Here is a 15,882-nt window from a genome sequence, read left to right on the forward strand (position 1 = left end):
TTGATATCAAAGCAGAAGATTTTGACTTGGTGGATTATGACCCTGTTAAGCCGCAGTTGAAGTTTGACCTAGCTATTTAATACTCTTCGAAAATCTCTTCAAACCACGTCAGCGTCGCTTCATCAACAACCTCAAAACCATGTTTTGAGCTGACTTCGTCAGTCTTATCTACAACCTCAAAGCAGTGCTTTGAGCAACCTGCGGCTAGCTTCCTAGTTTGCTCTTTGATTTTCATTGAGTATAAAAGAATAGAAAAAAAGAAGTTGAGACAATGAATCCTAACTTCTTTTGTTTCTTAACGTGATACGCGGCGGCGAGCTGCTTTTTTACGGTTTTCTTCGATGAAAGCTGCTTTTTGCTCTTCTGGTTCGATTACTTTCTTTTTAAATGCGTATACTGCACCTGCAACGGCAGCGACAGTTCCTGCGACACCTGTTACAAGACCTTTAGCGAATCCTTTAGCCATGAGTCTTCCTCCTTTATATTCTCAATCAGTCAGCCTCCTCAAGAGGTCACATTTTTCTGACTGACCTTTTTGTGTTATAATAATAGTAACGAAAAAATGGGAATTTTTCAAGGAAAAAAGATGAAAACAAAAATAATTGTGATTGTTGGACCGACTGCAGTTGGAAAGACGGCTCTAGCCATTGAAGTGGCCAAGCGTTTTAATGGCGAAGTGGTTAGTGGAGATAGCCAGCAAGTCTATCAAGGACTTGATATTGGGACGGCTAAGGCTAGTCCAGAAGAGCAGGCAGCTGTTCCTCATCATTTAATCGATGTTAGAGAGGTAACCGAGTCTTACTCGGCTTTTGATTTTGTTTCAGAAGCTAAGATAGCTATTGAGGATATTCACAGCTGTGGCAAGCTAGCCATTATTGCTGGTGGAACTGGGCTTTATATCCAGAGCTTGCTTGAAGGTTACCACCTAGGTGGGGAGACTCCCCATGAGGAGATTTTGGCCTATCGGGCTAGTTTAGAGCCTTATACAGATGAGGAATTAGCTCATCTGGTGGAGCAAGCTGGCCTTGAGATTCCCCAGTTTAATCGTCGTCGTGCGATGCGTGCCTTGGAAATTGCCCATTTTGGTCAGGATTTGGAAAATCAAGAGACCTTGTATGAACCATTGATTATCTGCTTGGATGATGAACGTAGTCAACTTTATGAGCGTATCAATCGCCGAGTGGATTTGATGTTTGAGGCTGGGCTTTTGGATGAGGCCAAGTGGTTGTTTGATAATTATCCAGATGTGCAGGCTGCTAAGGGAATTGGCTATAAGGAACTCTTTCCATATTTCCGTGGAGAGCAGAACTTGGAGGAAGCTAGTGAGAGTCTCAAACAGGCGACCCGTCGTTTTGCCAAGCGTCAGCTGACCTGGTTCCGTAATCGCATGCAGGTCACCTTTTATCAGATTGGAGAGTCTGGTGTGCAAGACCGCATTTTAAGCCAGATAGAGGAGTTTTTAGATGATTGAAACGGAGAAAAAAGAGGAGCGGGTCCTGCTGATTGGTGTGGAATTGCAGGGCATGGACAATTTTGACCTTTCTATGGAAGAATTGGCCAGTCTAGCTAAGACAGCTGGGGCAATCGTTGTAGATAGCTACAGACAAAAACGTGAAAAATATGATTCTAAGACCTTCGTCGGCTCTGGTAAGTTGGAAGAGATTGCGCTTATGGTGGATGCAGAAGAAATCACCACTGTCATTGTCAACAACCGTCTGACGCCAAGGCAAAATGTCAATTTAGAAGAAGTTCTGGGTGTTAAGGTTATTGATCGTATGCAGTTGATTTTGGATATCTTTGCCATGCGAGCTCGAAGCCATGAAGGGAAGCTCCAAGTTCACCTAGCCCAGCTCAAATATCTCTTGCCTCGTTTGGTTGGTCAGGGAATTATGCTCAGCCGTCAGGCAGGGGGAATTGGTTCCCGTGGACCTGGTGAAAGCCAGCTGGAGCTGAACCGTCGTAGTGTTCGCAACCAAATCACGGATATCGAGCGCCAACTCAAGGTGGTTGAGAAAAATCGGGCGACTGTCAGAGAAAAACGTTTGGAGTCCAGCATCTTTAAGATTGGTTTGATTGGTTACACCAATGCTGGGAAATCAACCATCATGAACACCTTGACAAGTAAGACTCAGTATGAAGCGGACGAGCTATTTGCGACTCTGGATGCGACGACTAAGAGTATCCATCTGGGAGGCAATCTCCAAGTAACTTTGACAGATACCGTGGGATTTATCCAAGATTTGCCGACAGAGCTGGTATCCAGTTTTAAGTCAACCTTGGAAGAAAGCAAGCATGTGGATCTTCTGGTTCATGTTATCGATGCTAGCAATCCTTACCACGAGGAGCATGAAAAAACGGTCCTGTCTATCATGAAAGACTTGGACATGGAAGATATTCCTCGCCTGACCCTTTATAATAAAGCGGATTTGGTGGAGGACTTTACACCTACCCAAACACCTTATGCCCTCATTTCTGCCAAGTCTGAGGATAGTCGTGAGAATTTGCAGGCACTATTTTTAGAGAAAATCAAGGATATTTTTGAATCTTTTACTCTGCGCGTGCCTTTTTCAAAGTCCTACAAGATTCATGATTTAGAAAGTGTTGCGATTCTGGAAGAACGCGATTATCAAGAGGACGGCGAAGTGATTACAGGCTACATTTCTGAGAAAAATAAATGGAGGTTAGAAGAATTTTATGACTGATATTAAAACTTTGGCTCTAAAGTATGGAGGTTATACAAGTCTGGACAAGGTCTATCTGGATCAGCTTCTAGCTGGTAAAACAGAGCAGGAGCAGTTAACACTTATCACACCTCCGCCTAGCGTGGTCAATGCTTACTTTGCAGAACTTTATCAAAAAAAGAGTCCTCAAGCTGCAACCGATTATTTTGCGGAACTCAGTCAGGAACTGAATCTTTACAATACTGAGCCAAGTTTCACTCTAGAAAATAAGCCCTTTATTCGGCTTAATCTATCTGGTAAATCCTTTGGTTTTTGTTATGAGAGTGAGGGTCTGGGTCGGATTTTCTCTGAAAATGAAAAGGTAATCTCAGATGACTTGCTTTTTGAAATTGCGCAAATTTTCCCCCATCAACTGGTCTTTGAGGAGTCTGGCAAGATTTACATGAAGGCTGTTGGAGATGAGGAAGTTGTTAGCATGGAGAGTCTAACAGCTTTGACTGATTTGGAAAGCTTGGCTGATGGTCGCAAGCGTCTTAAAGGATACAGCCAAGAGGAGCTATTACAAGAAGCTACTGCTTTTTCTGGCAAGCGCTATTTCCGATCGGAAAACCGCACAGCCATGTTATATATTGATTAATTAGGAAGTATCGAATGGATATTCAATTTTTAGGAACGGGGGCTGGCCAGCCCTCTAAAGCCCGCAACGTTTCAAGTCTCGCCCTGAAACTTTTGGACGAGATTAACGAAGTCTGGCTCTTTGACTGTGGAGAAGGTACGCAAAATCGCATTCTGGAAACCACAATTAGACCACGTAAGGTCAGCAAAATCTTTATCACTCACTTGCATGGAGACCACATTTTTGGTCTGCCAGGTTTCCTTTCTAGCCGTGCCTTTCAGGCCAATGAAGAGCAGACAGATTTGGAAATCTATGGACCGCAAGGGATTAAGTCCTTTGTCTTAACCAGTCTTCGTGTGTCCGGTTCGCGCCTGCCTTACCGTATTCATTTTCATGAGTTTGACCAAGATTCTTTAGGAAAAATCCTTGAAACCGATAAATTCACGGTGTATGCAGAGGAGCTGGATCATACTATTTTCTGTGTTGGCTATCGTGTCATTCAAAAGGACTTGGAAGGAACGCTGGATGCTGAAAAACTCAAGGCGGCAGGTGTCCCATTTGGTCCACTTTTTGGAAAAATTAAAAACGGTCAGGACGTTGTTTTAGAAGACGGTACTGAAATCAAGGCAGCTGACTATATCTCAGCTCCACGTCCAGGTAAAATTATCACTATTTTAGGAGACACTCGAAAAACGGATGCCAGTGTGCGTCTAGCTGTCAATGCCGATGTCCTTGTCCATGAGTCCACTTATGGCAAGGGTGATGAAAAAATTGCTCGTAACCATGGCCACTCTACTAACATGCAAGCTGCGCAAGTAGCGGTAGAAGCAGGTGCTAAACGCCTCTTGCTCAACCATATTAGTGCCCGTTTCCTCTCAAAAGATATCAGCAAGCTCAAAAAAGACGCTGCTAGTGTCTTTGAAAATGTCCATGTGGTCAAAGATTTGGAAGAAGTGGAAATCTAGCAGTCACAGAAAGGAACAGTATGCCTACTATTCTCATTACCGGAGCTAGCGGTGGCCTAGCCCAAGAAATGGTCAAACTCCTGCCAGAAGACCAGCTCATCTTGCTTGGTAGAAATAAGGAAAAATTAGCCCAACTCTACGGAAACCATCCCCATGCAGAATTGATTGAAATCGATATTACCGATGATTCAGCCTTAGAAACTCTGGTAGCAGACCTCTATCTACGTTATGGCAAGATTGATGTTTTGATAAACAACGCTGGTTACGGGATTTTTGAGGAATTTGACCAGATTTCTGACCAAGATATTCATCAGATGTTCGAGGTCAATACCTTTGCCCTAATGAATCTGTCTCGTCGCCTTGCGGCTCGGATGAAGGAAAGCCGAAACGGCCATATCATCAATATCGTTAGCATGGCTGGTTTGATTGCTACTGGCAAGTCCAGTCTCTACTCAGCGACCAAGTTTGCGACCATTGGTTTTTCAAATGCGTTACGCCTCGAACTTATGTCATATGGAGTCTATGTGACAACAGTCAATCCAGGACCAATCCGTACAGGATTTTTTGACCAAGCCGACCCAGATGGAAGCTATCTCAAATCTGTTGACCGTTTCCTGCTAGAGCCAGATGCAGTGGCTAAAAAGATTGTCAAGATTATAGGAAAAAAGAAACGAGAACTTAATCTCCCGATTTTGTTGAACCTAGCCCATAAGTTTTATACTCTCTTTCCCAAGCTAGCTGATAAGTTGGCAGGGGAAACTTTTAATTATAAGTAAAAAGAACCAATATGCAGGTTGTTGCTAGCCTACATATTGGTTCTTATCATTTATCAACGATCAAACTGGACTTCTTCTAGTAGATAGTCGATAAAGCGTTCGCCCATCTTAGATAGGCTGGTTTTTTCATGCTGGATATAGACCAGCTCAATTGGATCATCAATATCAAGTGGGATAGAAACGATATTGTCTCCGTTGAGGTTGCTGTTCAAAATCCCTGTCGCAATAGTATAACCATCCAAACCAATCAAGAGATTAAAAAGGGTGGCACGGTCACTGACTACGATGGATTTCTTGTGATGCTCTTGAGAAAGAATTTCTTCTGAAAAGTAGAAGGAGTTGTGAGTTCCTTGGTCATAGCTGAGGTAAGGGAAATTCTCCAAATCAGACAGTTTGACCTTGTCTTTCTTTGCCAGAGGATTGGTCTTGCTGACAAAGATATGGGGCTGGGCTGTGAAGAGATGGTGAGCCAGCAGGTGGTTGTCATCCAGCATTTTGGTTAAAACATCACGGTTGTAGCTGTTTAAGAAGAGGACACCGACCTCACTACGGAAGTTCTTGACGTCGTCGATAATCTCCCAAGTCCGAGTTTCACGAAGGAAGAGCTCGTATTTCTCCATATCACTTTTCTTGAGCAGAGAGACAAAAGCGTTGACTACAAAGGCATAGTGCTGGGAGGAAACGCTAAAGAGTTCGCGGTGGGCGACAGGATTTTTATAGCGTTCTTCCAGAAGCTGAGTTTGCTCGACAACCTGACGGGCATAAGAGAGAAACTCCATCCCATCACGGGTCAAGGTGATACCCTTGGGATTGCGGATAAAGATTTCAATGCCCATTTCATTTTCCAAATCTCTCACGGCATTGGAAAGACTCGGTTGGGTGATAAAGAGCTGTTTGGCTGCCTCATTCATGGAGCCGGTTTCGACGATTTTGATAATATAGTGTAATTGTTGAATTCTCATGTTTTTATTGTACCACACTTGCGTCAGAATCGCCAAAGAAGATAGGAAAATCAGGAGCTTTGTGTAAGTCTCTTCTTGAAAAAAACACAAAATTTTGCTAGAATGAGTCTTATGAAAACATTCTATGATGTGCAGCAATTCCTCAAACGATTTGGTATTATTGTTTACATGGGAAAACGCTTATATGATATTGAGCTGATGAAGTTGGAACTCTCTCGGATTTACGATGCAGGGCTGATGGACAAACTGGATTATCTGGAAGCGGAAGCGGTTCTACGCAGAGAGCACAAGGTAGAATTGGATTATATTGAGAAAAATGGAGAAAAGAACTAATGGTTACTTGGATTTTGTGGGCACTTATACTAGCAATGTTGGCGTGGATGGGCTTTAACTATCTTCGTATTCGCCGTGCGGCTAAAATTGTAGACAATGAGGAGTTTGAAGCCTTGATTCGTACGGGTCAATTGATTGATTTGCGCGACCCAGCAGAATTCCACAGAAAACATATCCTTGGGGCCCGCAATATTCCTTCAAGTCAGTTGAAGACTAGTCTTGCAGCCCTTCGTAAGGATAAACCTGTCCTTCTCTACGAAAACCAACGTGCGCAACGTGTCACAAATGCGACCCTTTACTTGAAAAAACAAGGTTTTTCTGAGATTTATATCCTTTCTTATGGCTTGGATTCTTGGAAAGGGAAAGTGAAGACTAGTTAATATTCTGTAAAAAGTTGATATAGTCGGTCTAATATACTAAATTAATAATCATTTTAAGGAGTTTTTAAAAAATGCAAGAAAAGAAAAAACACTCTCTTGTTTTAGGTATCCTATCTATTGTGCTCGGTTTGCTATTTCCAATTGTAGGTCTGATTTTGGGGATCATAGGATTGGTCTTGGCTTTTTCATACCAAAAAGAATCTGGACTAGACTATAAAACAGAAAAAATTCTCAACATCGTAGGACTTGTGGTTTCTGTACTTAACTGGATTGTAGCCGTCGCAGTATTTTTTAGATAAGCAATAAACAAAAAGCTTTAAACATAAAGCTTTTTTCTTTTATCCACTTTTCTCTAAGTGATTTTTAATGATTTCCAATTCCTCTGGATTCAAAGGACGGTAATGGCCTTCTGTTAGTTCTGTGTCTAATGTAAAATCACCGAATTGAACTCGTTTGAGGGAGGTCACCTTAACACCACCCGAGAGGAACATTTTCTTGACCTGATGAAATTTCCCCTCTGAAATGGTGATGGAGGCTTGGCTGTGGGAAGGACTTGCTGATAGAATCTCTAATCTTGCAGGTTTACAGATAGTGCCATCTAAAAAGACAATTCCCTTTTGAAAGGCTTGGATATGGTCAGGCGTCAGAAGTCCATTAACCTCAACTCGATAAGTCTTATCGACATGATACTGGGGATGGAGGAGCTGAAAGCCCAAGGGACCGTTGTCAGTCAAGAGGAGGAGTCCTGTCGTATCTCGGTCCAGTCGGCCGACGGCATAGAGCTTGTCAGATTGGATGTCAGGCGGAAGGAGGTCCATGACGGTCGGAAGTTCCCTGTCTTTGTTGGCTGTAACGACACCAGCAGGCTTATGAAGCATAAGATAGGTGTGCTCATAACCTCGAATGATTTGGTCCTGAAAAAGGAGTTCTTGTAGTCCTGTATCAATATTTTGAGCTAGGGAGCGGGCTGGGCGACCATCGACTAGAATTTCCTCTTTGAGTAAGGCTTGTTTCATGGCCTTTCGGCTAACTTTTTCTTGAGCTAATAAATTATCTAAACGCATACTGTGCCTATCTTATCATAAGTCGCTTGCTTTGAAAAGGCTTGACGTGAAAAGAAAAGCGGAGTGAAAACATTTACACTTGCTTGAATTATGTTATTTACTTGAAAATATGGTATAATCGTTCAGTTAGAAAATAAATTTTGAATATTATAGAGGAAATCATGACAAAATTAAGAGAAGATATCCGTAACATTGCGATTATCGCCCACGTTGACCACGGTAAAACAACCCTCGTTGATGAATTATTGAAACAATCAGAAACGCTTGATGCACGTACTGAATTGGCTGAGCGTGCTATGGACTCAAACGATATCGAAAAAGAGCGTGGAATTACCATCCTTGCTAAAAATACAGCCGTTGCCTACAACGGAACTCGTATCAACATCATGGACACACCAGGACACGCGGACTTCGGTGGAGAAGTTGAGCGTATCATGAAAATGGTTGACGGTGTTGTCTTGGTCGTAGATGCCTACGAAGGAACAATGCCACAAACTCGTTTCGTATTGAAAAAAGCTTTGGAACAAGACCTTGTCCCAATCGTGGTTGTCAATAAAATAGATAAACCATCAGCTCGTCCAGCTGAAGTAGTGGACGAAGTCTTGGAACTATTCATCGAGCTTGGGGCTGATGACGACCAGCTTGACTTCCCAGTGGTCTATGCTTCAGCGATCAACGGAACTTCTTCATTGTCAGATGATCCAGCTGACCAAGAAGCGACTATGGCGCCAATCTTTGACACAATTATCGACCACATCCCAGCTCCAGTAGATAACTCAGATGAGCCTTTGCAGTTCCAAGTGTCACTTTTGGACTACAACGACTTTGTTGGGCGTATCGGTATCGGTCGTGTCTTCCGTGGTACTGTTAAGGTTGGGGACCAAGTTACCCTTTCTAAACTTGACGGCACAACTAAAAACTTCCGTGTTACAAAACTTTTCGGTTTCTTTGGTTTGGAACGTCGTGAAATCCAAGAAGCAAAAGCAGGTGACTTGATTGCCGTTTCAGGTATGGAAGATATCTTTGTCGGTGAAACCATTACTCCGACAGATGCAGTCGAAGCTCTTCCAATCCTACACATCGATGAGCCAACTCTTCAAATGACTTTCTTGGTCAACAACTCACCATTTGCTGGTAAAGAAGGTAAATGGGTGACTTCTCGTAAGGTGGAAGAACGCTTGCAGGCAGAATTGCAAACAGACGTTTCCCTTCGTGTTGACCCAACTGATTCACCAGATAAATGGACTGTTTCAGGACGTGGAGAATTGCACTTGTCAATCCTTATCGAAACAATGCGTCGTGAGGGATATGAACTTCAAGTATCTCGTCCAGAAGTTATCGTAAAAGAAATCGATGGTGTTAAATGCGAACCATTTGAACGTGTTCAAATCGACACTCCAGAAGAATACCAAGGGTCTGTTATCCAAAGCCTTTCTGAACGTAAGGGTGAAATGTTGGATATGATTTCAACTGGTAATGGTCAAACTCGTTTGGTCTTCCTTGTTCCAGCGCGTGGTTTGATTGGATACTCAACTGAGTTCTTGTCAATGACTCGTGGTTACGGTATCATGAACCATACCTTTGACCAATACTTGCCATTGATTCCAGGTGAAATTGGTGGTCGTCACCGTGGTGCCCTTGTTTCTATCGATGCTGGTAAGGCTACAACATACTCCATCATGTCTATCGAAGAACGTGGTACGATCTTTGTCAACCCAGGTACTGAGGTTTATGAAGGAATGATCATCGGTGAAAACTCTCGTGAAAATGACTTGACAGTTAACATCACTAAGGCAAAACAAATGACTAACGTTCGTTCAGCTACTAAGGACCAAACAGCTGTTATCAAGACACCTCGTATCTTGACACTTGAAGAGTCTCTTGAGTTCTTGAACGACGATGAGTACATGGAAGTAACGCCTGAGTCTATCCGTTTGCGTAAACAAATCCTTAACAAAGCAGAGCGTGAGAAAGCTAACAAGAAGAAAAAATCAGCTGAATAAGAGCTAGAAAGAGAGAAAGATGGTCTATTTAGTCCTAGGGATTTTACTGCTCCTACTCTATGTATTTGCGACACCAGAAAGCATTAAAGGGACAGTCAATATCGTCGCTATGGTATGTATTTTAGTGGCACTCTTAATTTTGTTGGCTCTATCTTTTCTGAAAATTTTTCAATTACCAACAGAAATGTTCCTAGCAATAGCCATGTTAATCCTAGCTTACTTTAGTGTGAGAGACATCACACTCATGCCAGTCAAAAAAAGTAAAAGAAGATAAAAAGAGAGTTTCGGCTCTCTTTTTTTGGTAGGAATTTTACAATAGTTTGAATTGTTTTTTACTATAACATCATCTCTTTTGCTTGGATAATATGAATGGGAAAAACTGGAATAAAATTCGTTAATGACATCTATTTTTTAGGAAGTTGTAAAACTTCATTACTGATAATATCTTAGTAAAATATGTTGATAGATTAGATAGAAAGTGATATACTTAAGTTATAAGAAACCGATTTCAAAATAAGAAAGGATTAAATTTATACTCAATGAAAATCAAAGAGCAAACTAGGAAACTAGCCGCAGGTTGCTCAAAGCACTGCTTTGAGGTTGTAGATAAGACTGACGAAGTCAGTCACATATATAATCCAAGGCGACGTTGACGCGGTTTGAAGAGATTTTTGAAGAGTATTGTTGTCTTGGTGCTCAGGGTGTGATGGATTAAACTAGGAAAATAATTCTAAGAATTTATAAAAGATAAAATCTTTTTCTATAGGGTTATTCTCTTATACAAGGAGTCTACTATGAAGAAACTATTCATATTATTATCAACTTTTTTTCTCAGCTTCTTCCTTGCTTGGATTATTGTCTTACGTGCGCCACAATATTTATATGCAAGCTATGATTCCGTTTCCTTACTTCGTGTCAAAAAAGAGGCTCAGGAACCGACTCGTGAGGTATTTGAACAGGAATTGGAGAATTTTGTAAACTCAGAACAGAGTTTAATAGCTAGAAGAATTGTAGAGCCGAGTAAGGATGGGACGACTCACTTTACTTATGCAACTTATGGTCAGGGAACTTTACCAAAAGAATTCCAAGAAGCTAGTCAAGAAAGTCGTGAACGTAGTGATCCGCTAAATAGTTATCTCCTTTTGTCAGGCTCCTTGACGAAAGAAAAGCTTGCCGATAAATTAGGAGATTTGGGTTATAAAGCAATTGCTGACCGAAAGACACCTCCCTATTCTCTTGCTTTTCGAATGTTACTAAATCCCCTTATTTTAATTAGTTTAGCAATATTTGGCTTATCTTTCTTTGCTTTAGTGATTATCACTCGGATTAAGGAAATGAGAGCAGCAGGTATAAAACTCTTTTCTGGTCAGACTCTCTTATCCATTATGGGGCATTCTTTATCTACTGATATTAAGTGGCTCCTTCTATCAGCCCTCCTTTCCTTCCTAGGTGGGGGAGTCGTTCTTTTTAGTCAAGGTTTGTTTTATCCTATCTTGTTAGCCACCTATGGTTTTGGGATTAGTTTCTATCTGTTGTTTTTATTGGGTATTTCAATTTTACTAATGCTTCTTTATCTAATGAGTTTGAGTTACAAAGCATTAGTTCCCGTTATTAAGGGAAGATTACCCCTCAAACGCTTGATGATTTTAACCCTATTGTGTCAGTTGGTTGCTGTCTTTACAGTGGGCTACGCTGTTAAGACAGGTTTGACGTCTTACCAACGATTGAAAGAACTTGAAATTTCAAAACAAGCATGGCATGACAGAGTAGACTATTATCAAATTTCTTTTGGCTTAGGTGACAGAGTAAATGATACAGAAAATCAGAATAAGTGGTATGCCTTTGCCAAGGAAGCAATCGAAGAAGAACAGGCTCTATTTGTAAAAGATAATCTCATTCATTTTGCAAATCCTCAAGGAAAAAATGAAAACGGAGAGACACTGGATACCTATAGTCCAGATGCTAATGTTCTCTATGTCAGTCCAAGTTATTTAGACAAGGAAAATGTGGCTGTAAATGATGAGACTAGACAGAAACTAGCTCATCTTCAAAAAGGGGAATTTGGACTCTTATTACCAGAATCTCTTCGTTCACAGGAAGCAGAACTTAAGAAAGTTTTTGAAGAACGTTTGAACTATTACGGAAAATCAAGTGAGGAGGCAAGTGCTCCTTTAGAGTATGAAATGAGAGCGATTGTTAGCTATCTTCCAACTGGAGAAAAGCGATTTGTTTATAATAACGGTGAAAGCCCAGTATCCATTCAGTACTTAACCGATCCGATTTTAGTTGTATTTACTCCAACATCTACAGGTGATAGTTTCATTTCAAAATATGTTTGGTCTATCAATGCTGGAAAACAACTCTTTATCAAAGGATATGAGAGTGGGCTAGAACTCTTGAAGAAAGCTGGAATTTATGAGCAAGTATCCTATCTTAAAGAAGGAAGAAGTGTTTATCTAACTCGTTATAATGAAGTGCAAACTGAAACAGCAACTTTAATCCTAGGAGCTATTGTGGGGATAGCTAGTTCCTTGTTACTCTTTTATTCTGTCAATCTTCTATATTTCGAGCAATTCCGTCGAGATATCTTGATTAAACGAATTTCAGGTTTACGATTTTTTGAAACACATGCTCAGTATATGGTTAGCCAATTTGCCAGTTTTGTATTTGGTGCTAGTTTCTTTATTTTAAGCAGTCGAGACTTGGTGATTGGCTTGCTCACTTTATTAGTCTTTCTAGCTAGTGCAGTTTTGACGCTTTACCGTCAAGCTCATAAAGAATCGCGTGTTTCTATGACAATTATGAAAGGAAAATAGGATGATTGAACTAAAGAATATATCTAAAAAATTTGGAAGCCGTCAGCTATTTTCAGATACGAATCTTCATTTTGAAGGTGGGAAAATTTATGCCTTAATTGGTACAAGTGGCTGTGGTAAGACAACACTCTTGAATATGATTGGACGATTAGAGCCATATGACAAAGGACAAATCATCTATGATGGCACTTCTCTTAAAGACATCAAGCCTTCTGTTTTCTTTAGAGATTACTTAGGATACCTATTTCAAGATTTTGGCTTAATTGAAAGCCAAACCGTCAAAGAGAATCTCAATCTGGGTTTAGTTGGTAAAAAGTTGAAAGAGAAAGAGAAAATCTCTTTGATGAAACAAGCTCTAAACCGTGTAAACCTCTCTTATTTGGATTTAAAGCAACCTATCTTTGAATTATCAGGAGGAGAAGCACAACGTGTTGCACTAGCGAAGATAATTTTAAAGGATCCACCTTTGATCCTGGCAGATGAACCAACCGCTTCGCTAGACCCCAAAAACTCTGAGGAATTACTTTCTATCCTAGAATCTTTAAAAAATCCGAATCGAACCATTATTATTGCGACCCACAATCCTCTGATTTGGGAGCAAGTGGATCAAGTTATTCGAGTTACCGATTTATCAAATAGATGATATGGTAAGATTCATACTCAATGAAAATCAAAAAGCAAACTAGGAAGCTAGCCGCAGGCTGCTCANNGTCAGTAACCATATATACGGCAAGGCGAAGCTGACGTGGTTTGAAGAGATTTTCGAAGAGTATCAGTTAGAAGAAAGAGTCACAAACACACTTTGTGGCTTTTTTATTTCCATAAAAATGGTAAAATAGTAGGAGTAGAAATGGAGTTTGAGACATGAAAGTAATAGATCAATTTAAAAATAAGAAAGTCCTTGTTTTAGGTTTGGCCAAGTCTGGTGAATCTGCAGCTCGTTTGTTGGACAAGCTAGGTGCCATTGTGACGGTAAATGATGGGAAGCCTTTTGAGGACAATCCAGCTGCCCAAAGTTTGTTGGAAGAAGGAATCAAGGTTATCACAGGTGGCCATCCTTTGGAACTTTTGGATGAAGAGTTTGCCCTTATGGTGAAAAATCCAGGTATTCCCTACAGCAATCCCATGATTGAAAAGGCTTTGGCCAAAGGTATCCCTGTTTTGACTGAGGTGGAATTGGCTTACTTGATTTCAGAAGCGCCCATTATCGGTATCACAGGTTCAAATGGAAAAACGACCACAACGACTATGATTGGGGACGTTTTGACTGCTGCTGGGCAACATGGTCTTTTATCAGGAAATATCGGCTATCCTGCCAGTCAGGTTGCTCAAACAGCGACAGACAAGGACACTCTTGTTATGGAACTTTCTTCTTTCCAACTCATGGGCGTTCAAGAATTCCATCCTGAGATTGCGGTTATTACCAACCTCATGCCAACTCATATCGACTACCACGGTTCTTTTGAGGAATATGTAGCAGCCAAGCGGAATATCCAGAACAAGATGACAGCAGCTGATTTCCTTGTTTTGAACTTTAACCAAGACTTGGCAAAAGAATTGGCAAGAAAAACACAAGCTACAGTTGTACCATTCTCAACACTTGAAAAGGTTGATGGAGCTTATTTGGAAGATGGTCAACTCTACTTCCGTGGGGAAGTGGTCATGGCAGCGAATGAAATCGGAGTTCCAGGTAGTCACAATGTGGAAAATGCCCTTGCGACTATTGCTGTAGCTAAGCTTCGTGGTGTAGATAACCAGATCATCAAAGAAACTCTTTCAGCCTTTGGTGGTGTCAAACACCGTCTCCAATTTGTGGATGAAATCAAGGGTGTCAAATTCTATAATGATAGTAAATCAACCAATATCTTGGCTACCCAAAAAGCCTTGTCAGGATTTGACAACAGCAAGGTCATCTTGATTGCAGGTGGTTTGGACCGTGGCAATGAGTTTGACGAATTGGTTCCAGACATTACTGGACTCAAGAAGATGGTCATTCTCGGTCAGTCTGCAGAACGTGTTAAACGGGCAGCAGACAAGGCTGGTGTGGCATATGTGGATGCGACTGACATTGCAGATGCGACCCGCAAATCCTATGAACTTGCGACTCAAGGAGATGTGGTTCTTCTCAGTCCTGCCAATGCCAGCTGGGATATGTATGCTAACTTTGAAGTACGTGGCGACCTCTTTATCGACACAGTAGCGGAGTTAAATGAATAATATGAAAAAAATTGTCTTTACAGGTGGGGGGACGGTGGGACACGTTACTCTCAACCTTTTGTTGATGCCCAAGTTCATCGAAGATGGATGGGAAGTCCACTATATCGGAGATAAACGTGGCATCGAACACCAAGAAATCCTCAAGTCGGGTCTAGATGTCACCTTCCATTCCATTGCGACTGGGAAATTGCGTCGTTATTTCTCTTGGCAAAATATGCTGGATATCTTTAAAGTTGGGTGGGGAATTGTCCAATCGCTCTTTATCATGTTACGAATTCGTCCACAGGCTCTTTTTTCAAAGGGGGGCTTTGTCTCAGTACCGCCTGTTATCGCTGCGCGTGTGTCAGGAGTGCCTGTCTTTATTCACGAATCTGACCTGTCTATGGGCTTGGCCAATAAAATCGCTTATAAATTTGCGACCAAGATGTATTCAACCTTTGAGCAAGCTTCAAGTTTGTCTAAGGTTGAGCATGTGGGAGCAGTGACCAAGGTTTCAGACCAAAAAAATCCAGAACCAGATGAATTGGTGGATATCCAAACCCACTTTAATCAAAAATTGCCAACTGTATTGTTTGTCGGTGGTTCTGCAGGCGCTCGTGTCTTTAACCAATTGGTGACAGACCATAAGAAAGAGCTGACAGAGCGCTACAATATTATCAATCTAACTGGAGATTCTAGCCTGAACGAGTTGAGCCAAAATCTTTTTCGTGTTGACTATGTGACCAATCTCTATCAACCTTTGATGGAATTGGCTGATATTGTTGTGACACGAGGTGGTGCCAATACGATTTTTGAGCTCTTGGCCATGGCAAAATTGCATGTTATTGTGCCGCTTGGTCGTGAAGCTAGTCGTGGAGACCAGATTGAGAACGCAGCTTACTTTGTTAAGAAAGGCTATGCAGAAGAGCTTCAAGAAAGTGATTTGACCTTGGATAGTTTGGAAGAGAAGCTGTCTCACTTACTAAGCCACAAGGAAGACTACCAAGCTAAGATGAAGGCTTCTAAGGAATTGAAATCTCTAGCAGATTTTTATCAATTGTTGAAAAAAGATTTATCATAAGGAAAGTAA

17 protein-coding genes are annotated in these 15,882 nt (G+C 41.3%); 14 read left to right on the forward strand and 3 right to left on the reverse strand.

Annotation, left to right across the window (positions count from 1 at the left end; all coding sequences use genetic code 11):
- Positions 1-295: 295 nt before the first annotated feature.
- Positions 296-466 carry a DUF3042 family protein gene (locus HT698_RS05365; protein ID WP_001051780.1) on the reverse strand — a complete coding sequence of 57 codons (171 nt, stop codon included), beginning with the start codon at positions 464-466 and terminating at the stop codon, positions 296-298.
- Positions 467-586: 120 nt separating this feature from the next.
- Between HT698_RS05365 and miaA the strand changes: the two genes are divergently transcribed.
- Genes miaA through HT698_RS05390 form a run of 5 tightly spaced genes read left to right on the forward strand, consistent with a single transcriptional unit; the run spans position 587 to position 5,038 of the window.
- The gene (miaA, locus tag HT698_RS05370) at positions 587-1,471 is read left to right on the forward strand and encodes a tRNA (adenosine(37)-N6)-dimethylallyltransferase MiaA (RefSeq protein WP_173217714.1); all 885 of its coding nucleotides are present in this window, start codon (positions 587-589) and stop codon (positions 1,469-1,471) included.
- Complete coding sequence (gene hflX / locus HT698_RS05375; protein WP_173217713.1) at positions 1,464-2,702, forward strand: GTPase HflX; 1,239 nt, start codon at positions 1,464-1,466, stop codon at positions 2,700-2,702. Before miaA ends, hflX begins: the two co-directional genes overlap by 8 nt.
- Complete coding sequence (locus HT698_RS05380) at positions 2,695-3,318, forward strand: cystathionine beta-lyase (protein WP_173217711.1); 624 nt, start codon at positions 2,695-2,697, stop codon at positions 3,316-3,318. Before hflX ends, HT698_RS05380 begins: the two co-directional genes overlap by 8 nt.
- A gap of 14 nt (positions 3,319-3,332) precedes the next feature.
- Positions 3,333-4,262 (forward strand): ribonuclease Z, encoded by a 930-nt coding sequence (gene rnz, locus HT698_RS05385; RefSeq protein WP_000354331.1) that lies wholly within the window; start codon positions 3,333-3,335, stop codon positions 4,260-4,262.
- Between the two features lie 20 nt (positions 4,263-4,282).
- A complete protein-coding gene (locus tag HT698_RS05390; RefSeq protein ID WP_173217709.1) occupies positions 4,283-5,038 on the forward strand; it encodes an SDR family oxidoreductase in 756 nt (251 codons plus the stop codon).
- Between the two features lie 53 nt (positions 5,039-5,091).
- On the opposite strand, the gene HT698_RS05395 is transcribed toward HT698_RS05390, so the two are convergent.
- Complete coding sequence (locus HT698_RS05395) at positions 5,092-6,000, reverse strand: LysR family transcriptional regulator (protein ID WP_173217707.1); 909 nt, start codon at positions 5,998-6,000, stop codon at positions 5,092-5,094.
- 102 nt (positions 6,001-6,102) lie between these two features.
- On the opposite strand from HT698_RS05395, the gene HT698_RS05400 reads away from it, so the two are divergent.
- The 3 genes from HT698_RS05400 to HT698_RS05410 all read left to right on the forward strand — a co-directional run bounded on the left by HT698_RS05400 (position 6,103) and on the right by HT698_RS05410 (position 7,012).
- On the forward strand, positions 6,103-6,333 hold the full coding sequence (locus HT698_RS05400) for a YqgQ family protein (protein WP_001808324.1): 231 nt from the start codon (positions 6,103-6,105) through the stop codon (positions 6,331-6,333).
- Positions 6,333-6,713 carry a rhodanese-like domain-containing protein gene (locus tag HT698_RS05405; RefSeq protein WP_173217705.1) on the forward strand — a complete coding sequence of 127 codons (381 nt, stop codon included), beginning with the start codon at positions 6,333-6,335 and terminating at the stop codon, positions 6,711-6,713. Before HT698_RS05400 ends, HT698_RS05405 begins: the two co-directional genes overlap by 1 nt.
- Before the next feature lie 71 nt (positions 6,714-6,784).
- Positions 6,785-7,012 carry a hypothetical protein gene (locus HT698_RS05410; protein WP_049524359.1) on the forward strand — a complete coding sequence of 76 codons (228 nt, stop codon included), beginning with the start codon at positions 6,785-6,787 and terminating at the stop codon, positions 7,010-7,012.
- Positions 7,013-7,051: 39 nt separating this feature from the next.
- Here the strand turns inward: HT698_RS05410 and HT698_RS05415 are convergent, their stop codons facing one another.
- Positions 7,052-7,777 carry a pseudouridine synthase gene (locus tag HT698_RS05415; protein ID WP_173217703.1) on the reverse strand — a complete coding sequence of 242 codons (726 nt, stop codon included), beginning with the start codon at positions 7,775-7,777 and terminating at the stop codon, positions 7,052-7,054.
- Positions 7,778-7,938: 161 nt separating this feature from the next.
- On the opposite strand from HT698_RS05415, the gene typA reads away from it, so the two are divergent.
- From typA to HT698_RS05445, 6 genes are all read left to right on the forward strand, one after another.
- Complete coding sequence (gene typA / locus HT698_RS05420) at positions 7,939-9,780, forward strand: translational GTPase TypA (protein WP_000164111.1); 1,842 nt, start codon at positions 7,939-7,941, stop codon at positions 9,778-9,780.
- Between the two features lie 19 nt (positions 9,781-9,799).
- Positions 9,800-10,054, forward strand: a complete 255-nt coding sequence (locus tag HT698_RS05425; protein ID WP_050253188.1) for a DUF3165 family protein — start codon at positions 9,800-9,802, stop codon at positions 10,052-10,054.
- Positions 10,055-10,574: 520 nt separating this feature from the next.
- Positions 10,575-12,596 (forward strand): bacteriocin-associated integral membrane family protein, encoded by a 2,022-nt coding sequence (locus HT698_RS05430; protein WP_173217701.1) that lies wholly within the window; start codon positions 10,575-10,577, stop codon positions 12,594-12,596.
- Between the two features lies 1 nt (position 12,597).
- Entirely contained in the window at positions 12,598-13,239 is a 642-nt protein-coding gene (locus HT698_RS05435; protein WP_000571284.1) for an ABC transporter ATP-binding protein, read from the forward strand.
- A gap of 221 nt (positions 13,240-13,460) precedes the next feature.
- On the forward strand, positions 13,461-14,813 hold the full coding sequence (gene murD / locus HT698_RS05440) for a UDP-N-acetylmuramoyl-L-alanine--D-glutamate ligase (protein WP_173217699.1): 1,353 nt from the start codon (positions 13,461-13,463) through the stop codon (positions 14,811-14,813).
- A gap of 1 nt (position 14,814) precedes the next feature.
- Positions 14,815-15,873 carry a UDP-N-acetylglucosamine--N-acetylmuramyl-(pentapeptide) pyrophosphoryl-undecaprenol N-acetylglucosamine transferase gene (locus tag HT698_RS05445; RefSeq protein WP_173217780.1) on the forward strand — a complete coding sequence of 353 codons (1,059 nt, stop codon included), beginning with the start codon at positions 14,815-14,817 and terminating at the stop codon, positions 15,871-15,873.
- Positions 15,874-15,882: the final 9 nt, after the last annotated feature.

The organism is Streptococcus sp. 3109, from assembly GCF_013276905.1.
Lineage (GTDB): Bacteria > Bacillota > Bacilli > Lactobacillales > Streptococcaceae > Streptococcus.

What these genes read in the sequence shown, in the direction of transcription:
- HT698_RS05430 (WP_173217701.1), top strand. Translation starts at nt 10,575, where the DNA reads ATGAAGAAACTATTCATATTATTATCAACTTTTTTTCTCAGCTTCTTC.
- HT698_RS05425 (WP_050253188.1), top strand. Translation starts at nt 9,800, where the DNA reads ATGGTCTATTTAGTCCTAGGGATTTTACTGCTCCTACTCTATGTATTT.
- HT698_RS05410 (WP_049524359.1), top strand. Translation starts at nt 6,785, where the DNA reads ATGCAAGAAAAGAAAAAACACTCTCTTGTTTTAGGTATCCTATCTATT.
- HT698_RS05395 (WP_173217707.1), bottom strand. Translation starts at nt 6,000, where the DNA reads ATGAGAATTCAACAATTACACTATATTATCAAAATCGTCGAAACCGGC.
- murD (WP_173217699.1), top strand. Translation starts at nt 13,461, where the DNA reads ATGAAAGTAATAGATCAATTTAAAAATAAGAAAGTCCTTGTTTTAGGT.
- HT698_RS05365 (WP_001051780.1), bottom strand. Translation starts at nt 466, where the DNA reads ATGGCTAAAGGATTCGCTAAAGGTCTTGTAACAGGTGTCGCAGGAACT.
- HT698_RS05380 (WP_173217711.1), top strand. Translation starts at nt 2,695, where the DNA reads ATGACTGATATTAAAACTTTGGCTCTAAAGTATGGAGGTTATACAAGT.
- HT698_RS05405 (WP_173217705.1), top strand. Translation starts at nt 6,333, where the DNA reads ATGGTTACTTGGATTTTGTGGGCACTTATACTAGCAATGTTGGCGTGG.
- HT698_RS05445 (WP_173217780.1), top strand. Translation starts at nt 14,815, where the DNA reads ATGAAAAAAATTGTCTTTACAGGTGGGGGGACGGTGGGACACGTTACT.
- HT698_RS05390 (WP_173217709.1), top strand. Translation starts at nt 4,283, where the DNA reads ATGCCTACTATTCTCATTACCGGAGCTAGCGGTGGCCTAGCCCAAGAA.
- HT698_RS05415 (WP_173217703.1), bottom strand. Translation starts at nt 7,777, where the DNA reads ATGCGTTTAGATAATTTATTAGCTCAAGAAAAAGTTAGCCGAAAGGCC.
- rnz (WP_000354331.1), top strand. Translation starts at nt 3,333, where the DNA reads ATGGATATTCAATTTTTAGGAACGGGGGCTGGCCAGCCCTCTAAAGCC.
- typA (WP_000164111.1), top strand. Translation starts at nt 7,939, where the DNA reads ATGACAAAATTAAGAGAAGATATCCGTAACATTGCGATTATCGCCCAC.
- hflX (WP_173217713.1), top strand. Translation starts at nt 1,464, where the DNA reads ATGATTGAAACGGAGAAAAAAGAGGAGCGGGTCCTGCTGATTGGTGTG.
- miaA (WP_173217714.1), top strand. Translation starts at nt 587, where the DNA reads ATGAAAACAAAAATAATTGTGATTGTTGGACCGACTGCAGTTGGAAAG.
- HT698_RS05400 (WP_001808324.1), top strand. Translation starts at nt 6,103, where the DNA reads ATGAGTCTTATGAAAACATTCTATGATGTGCAGCAATTCCTCAAACGA.
- HT698_RS05435 (WP_000571284.1), top strand. Translation starts at nt 12,598, where the DNA reads ATGATTGAACTAAAGAATATATCTAAAAAATTTGGAAGCCGTCAGCTA.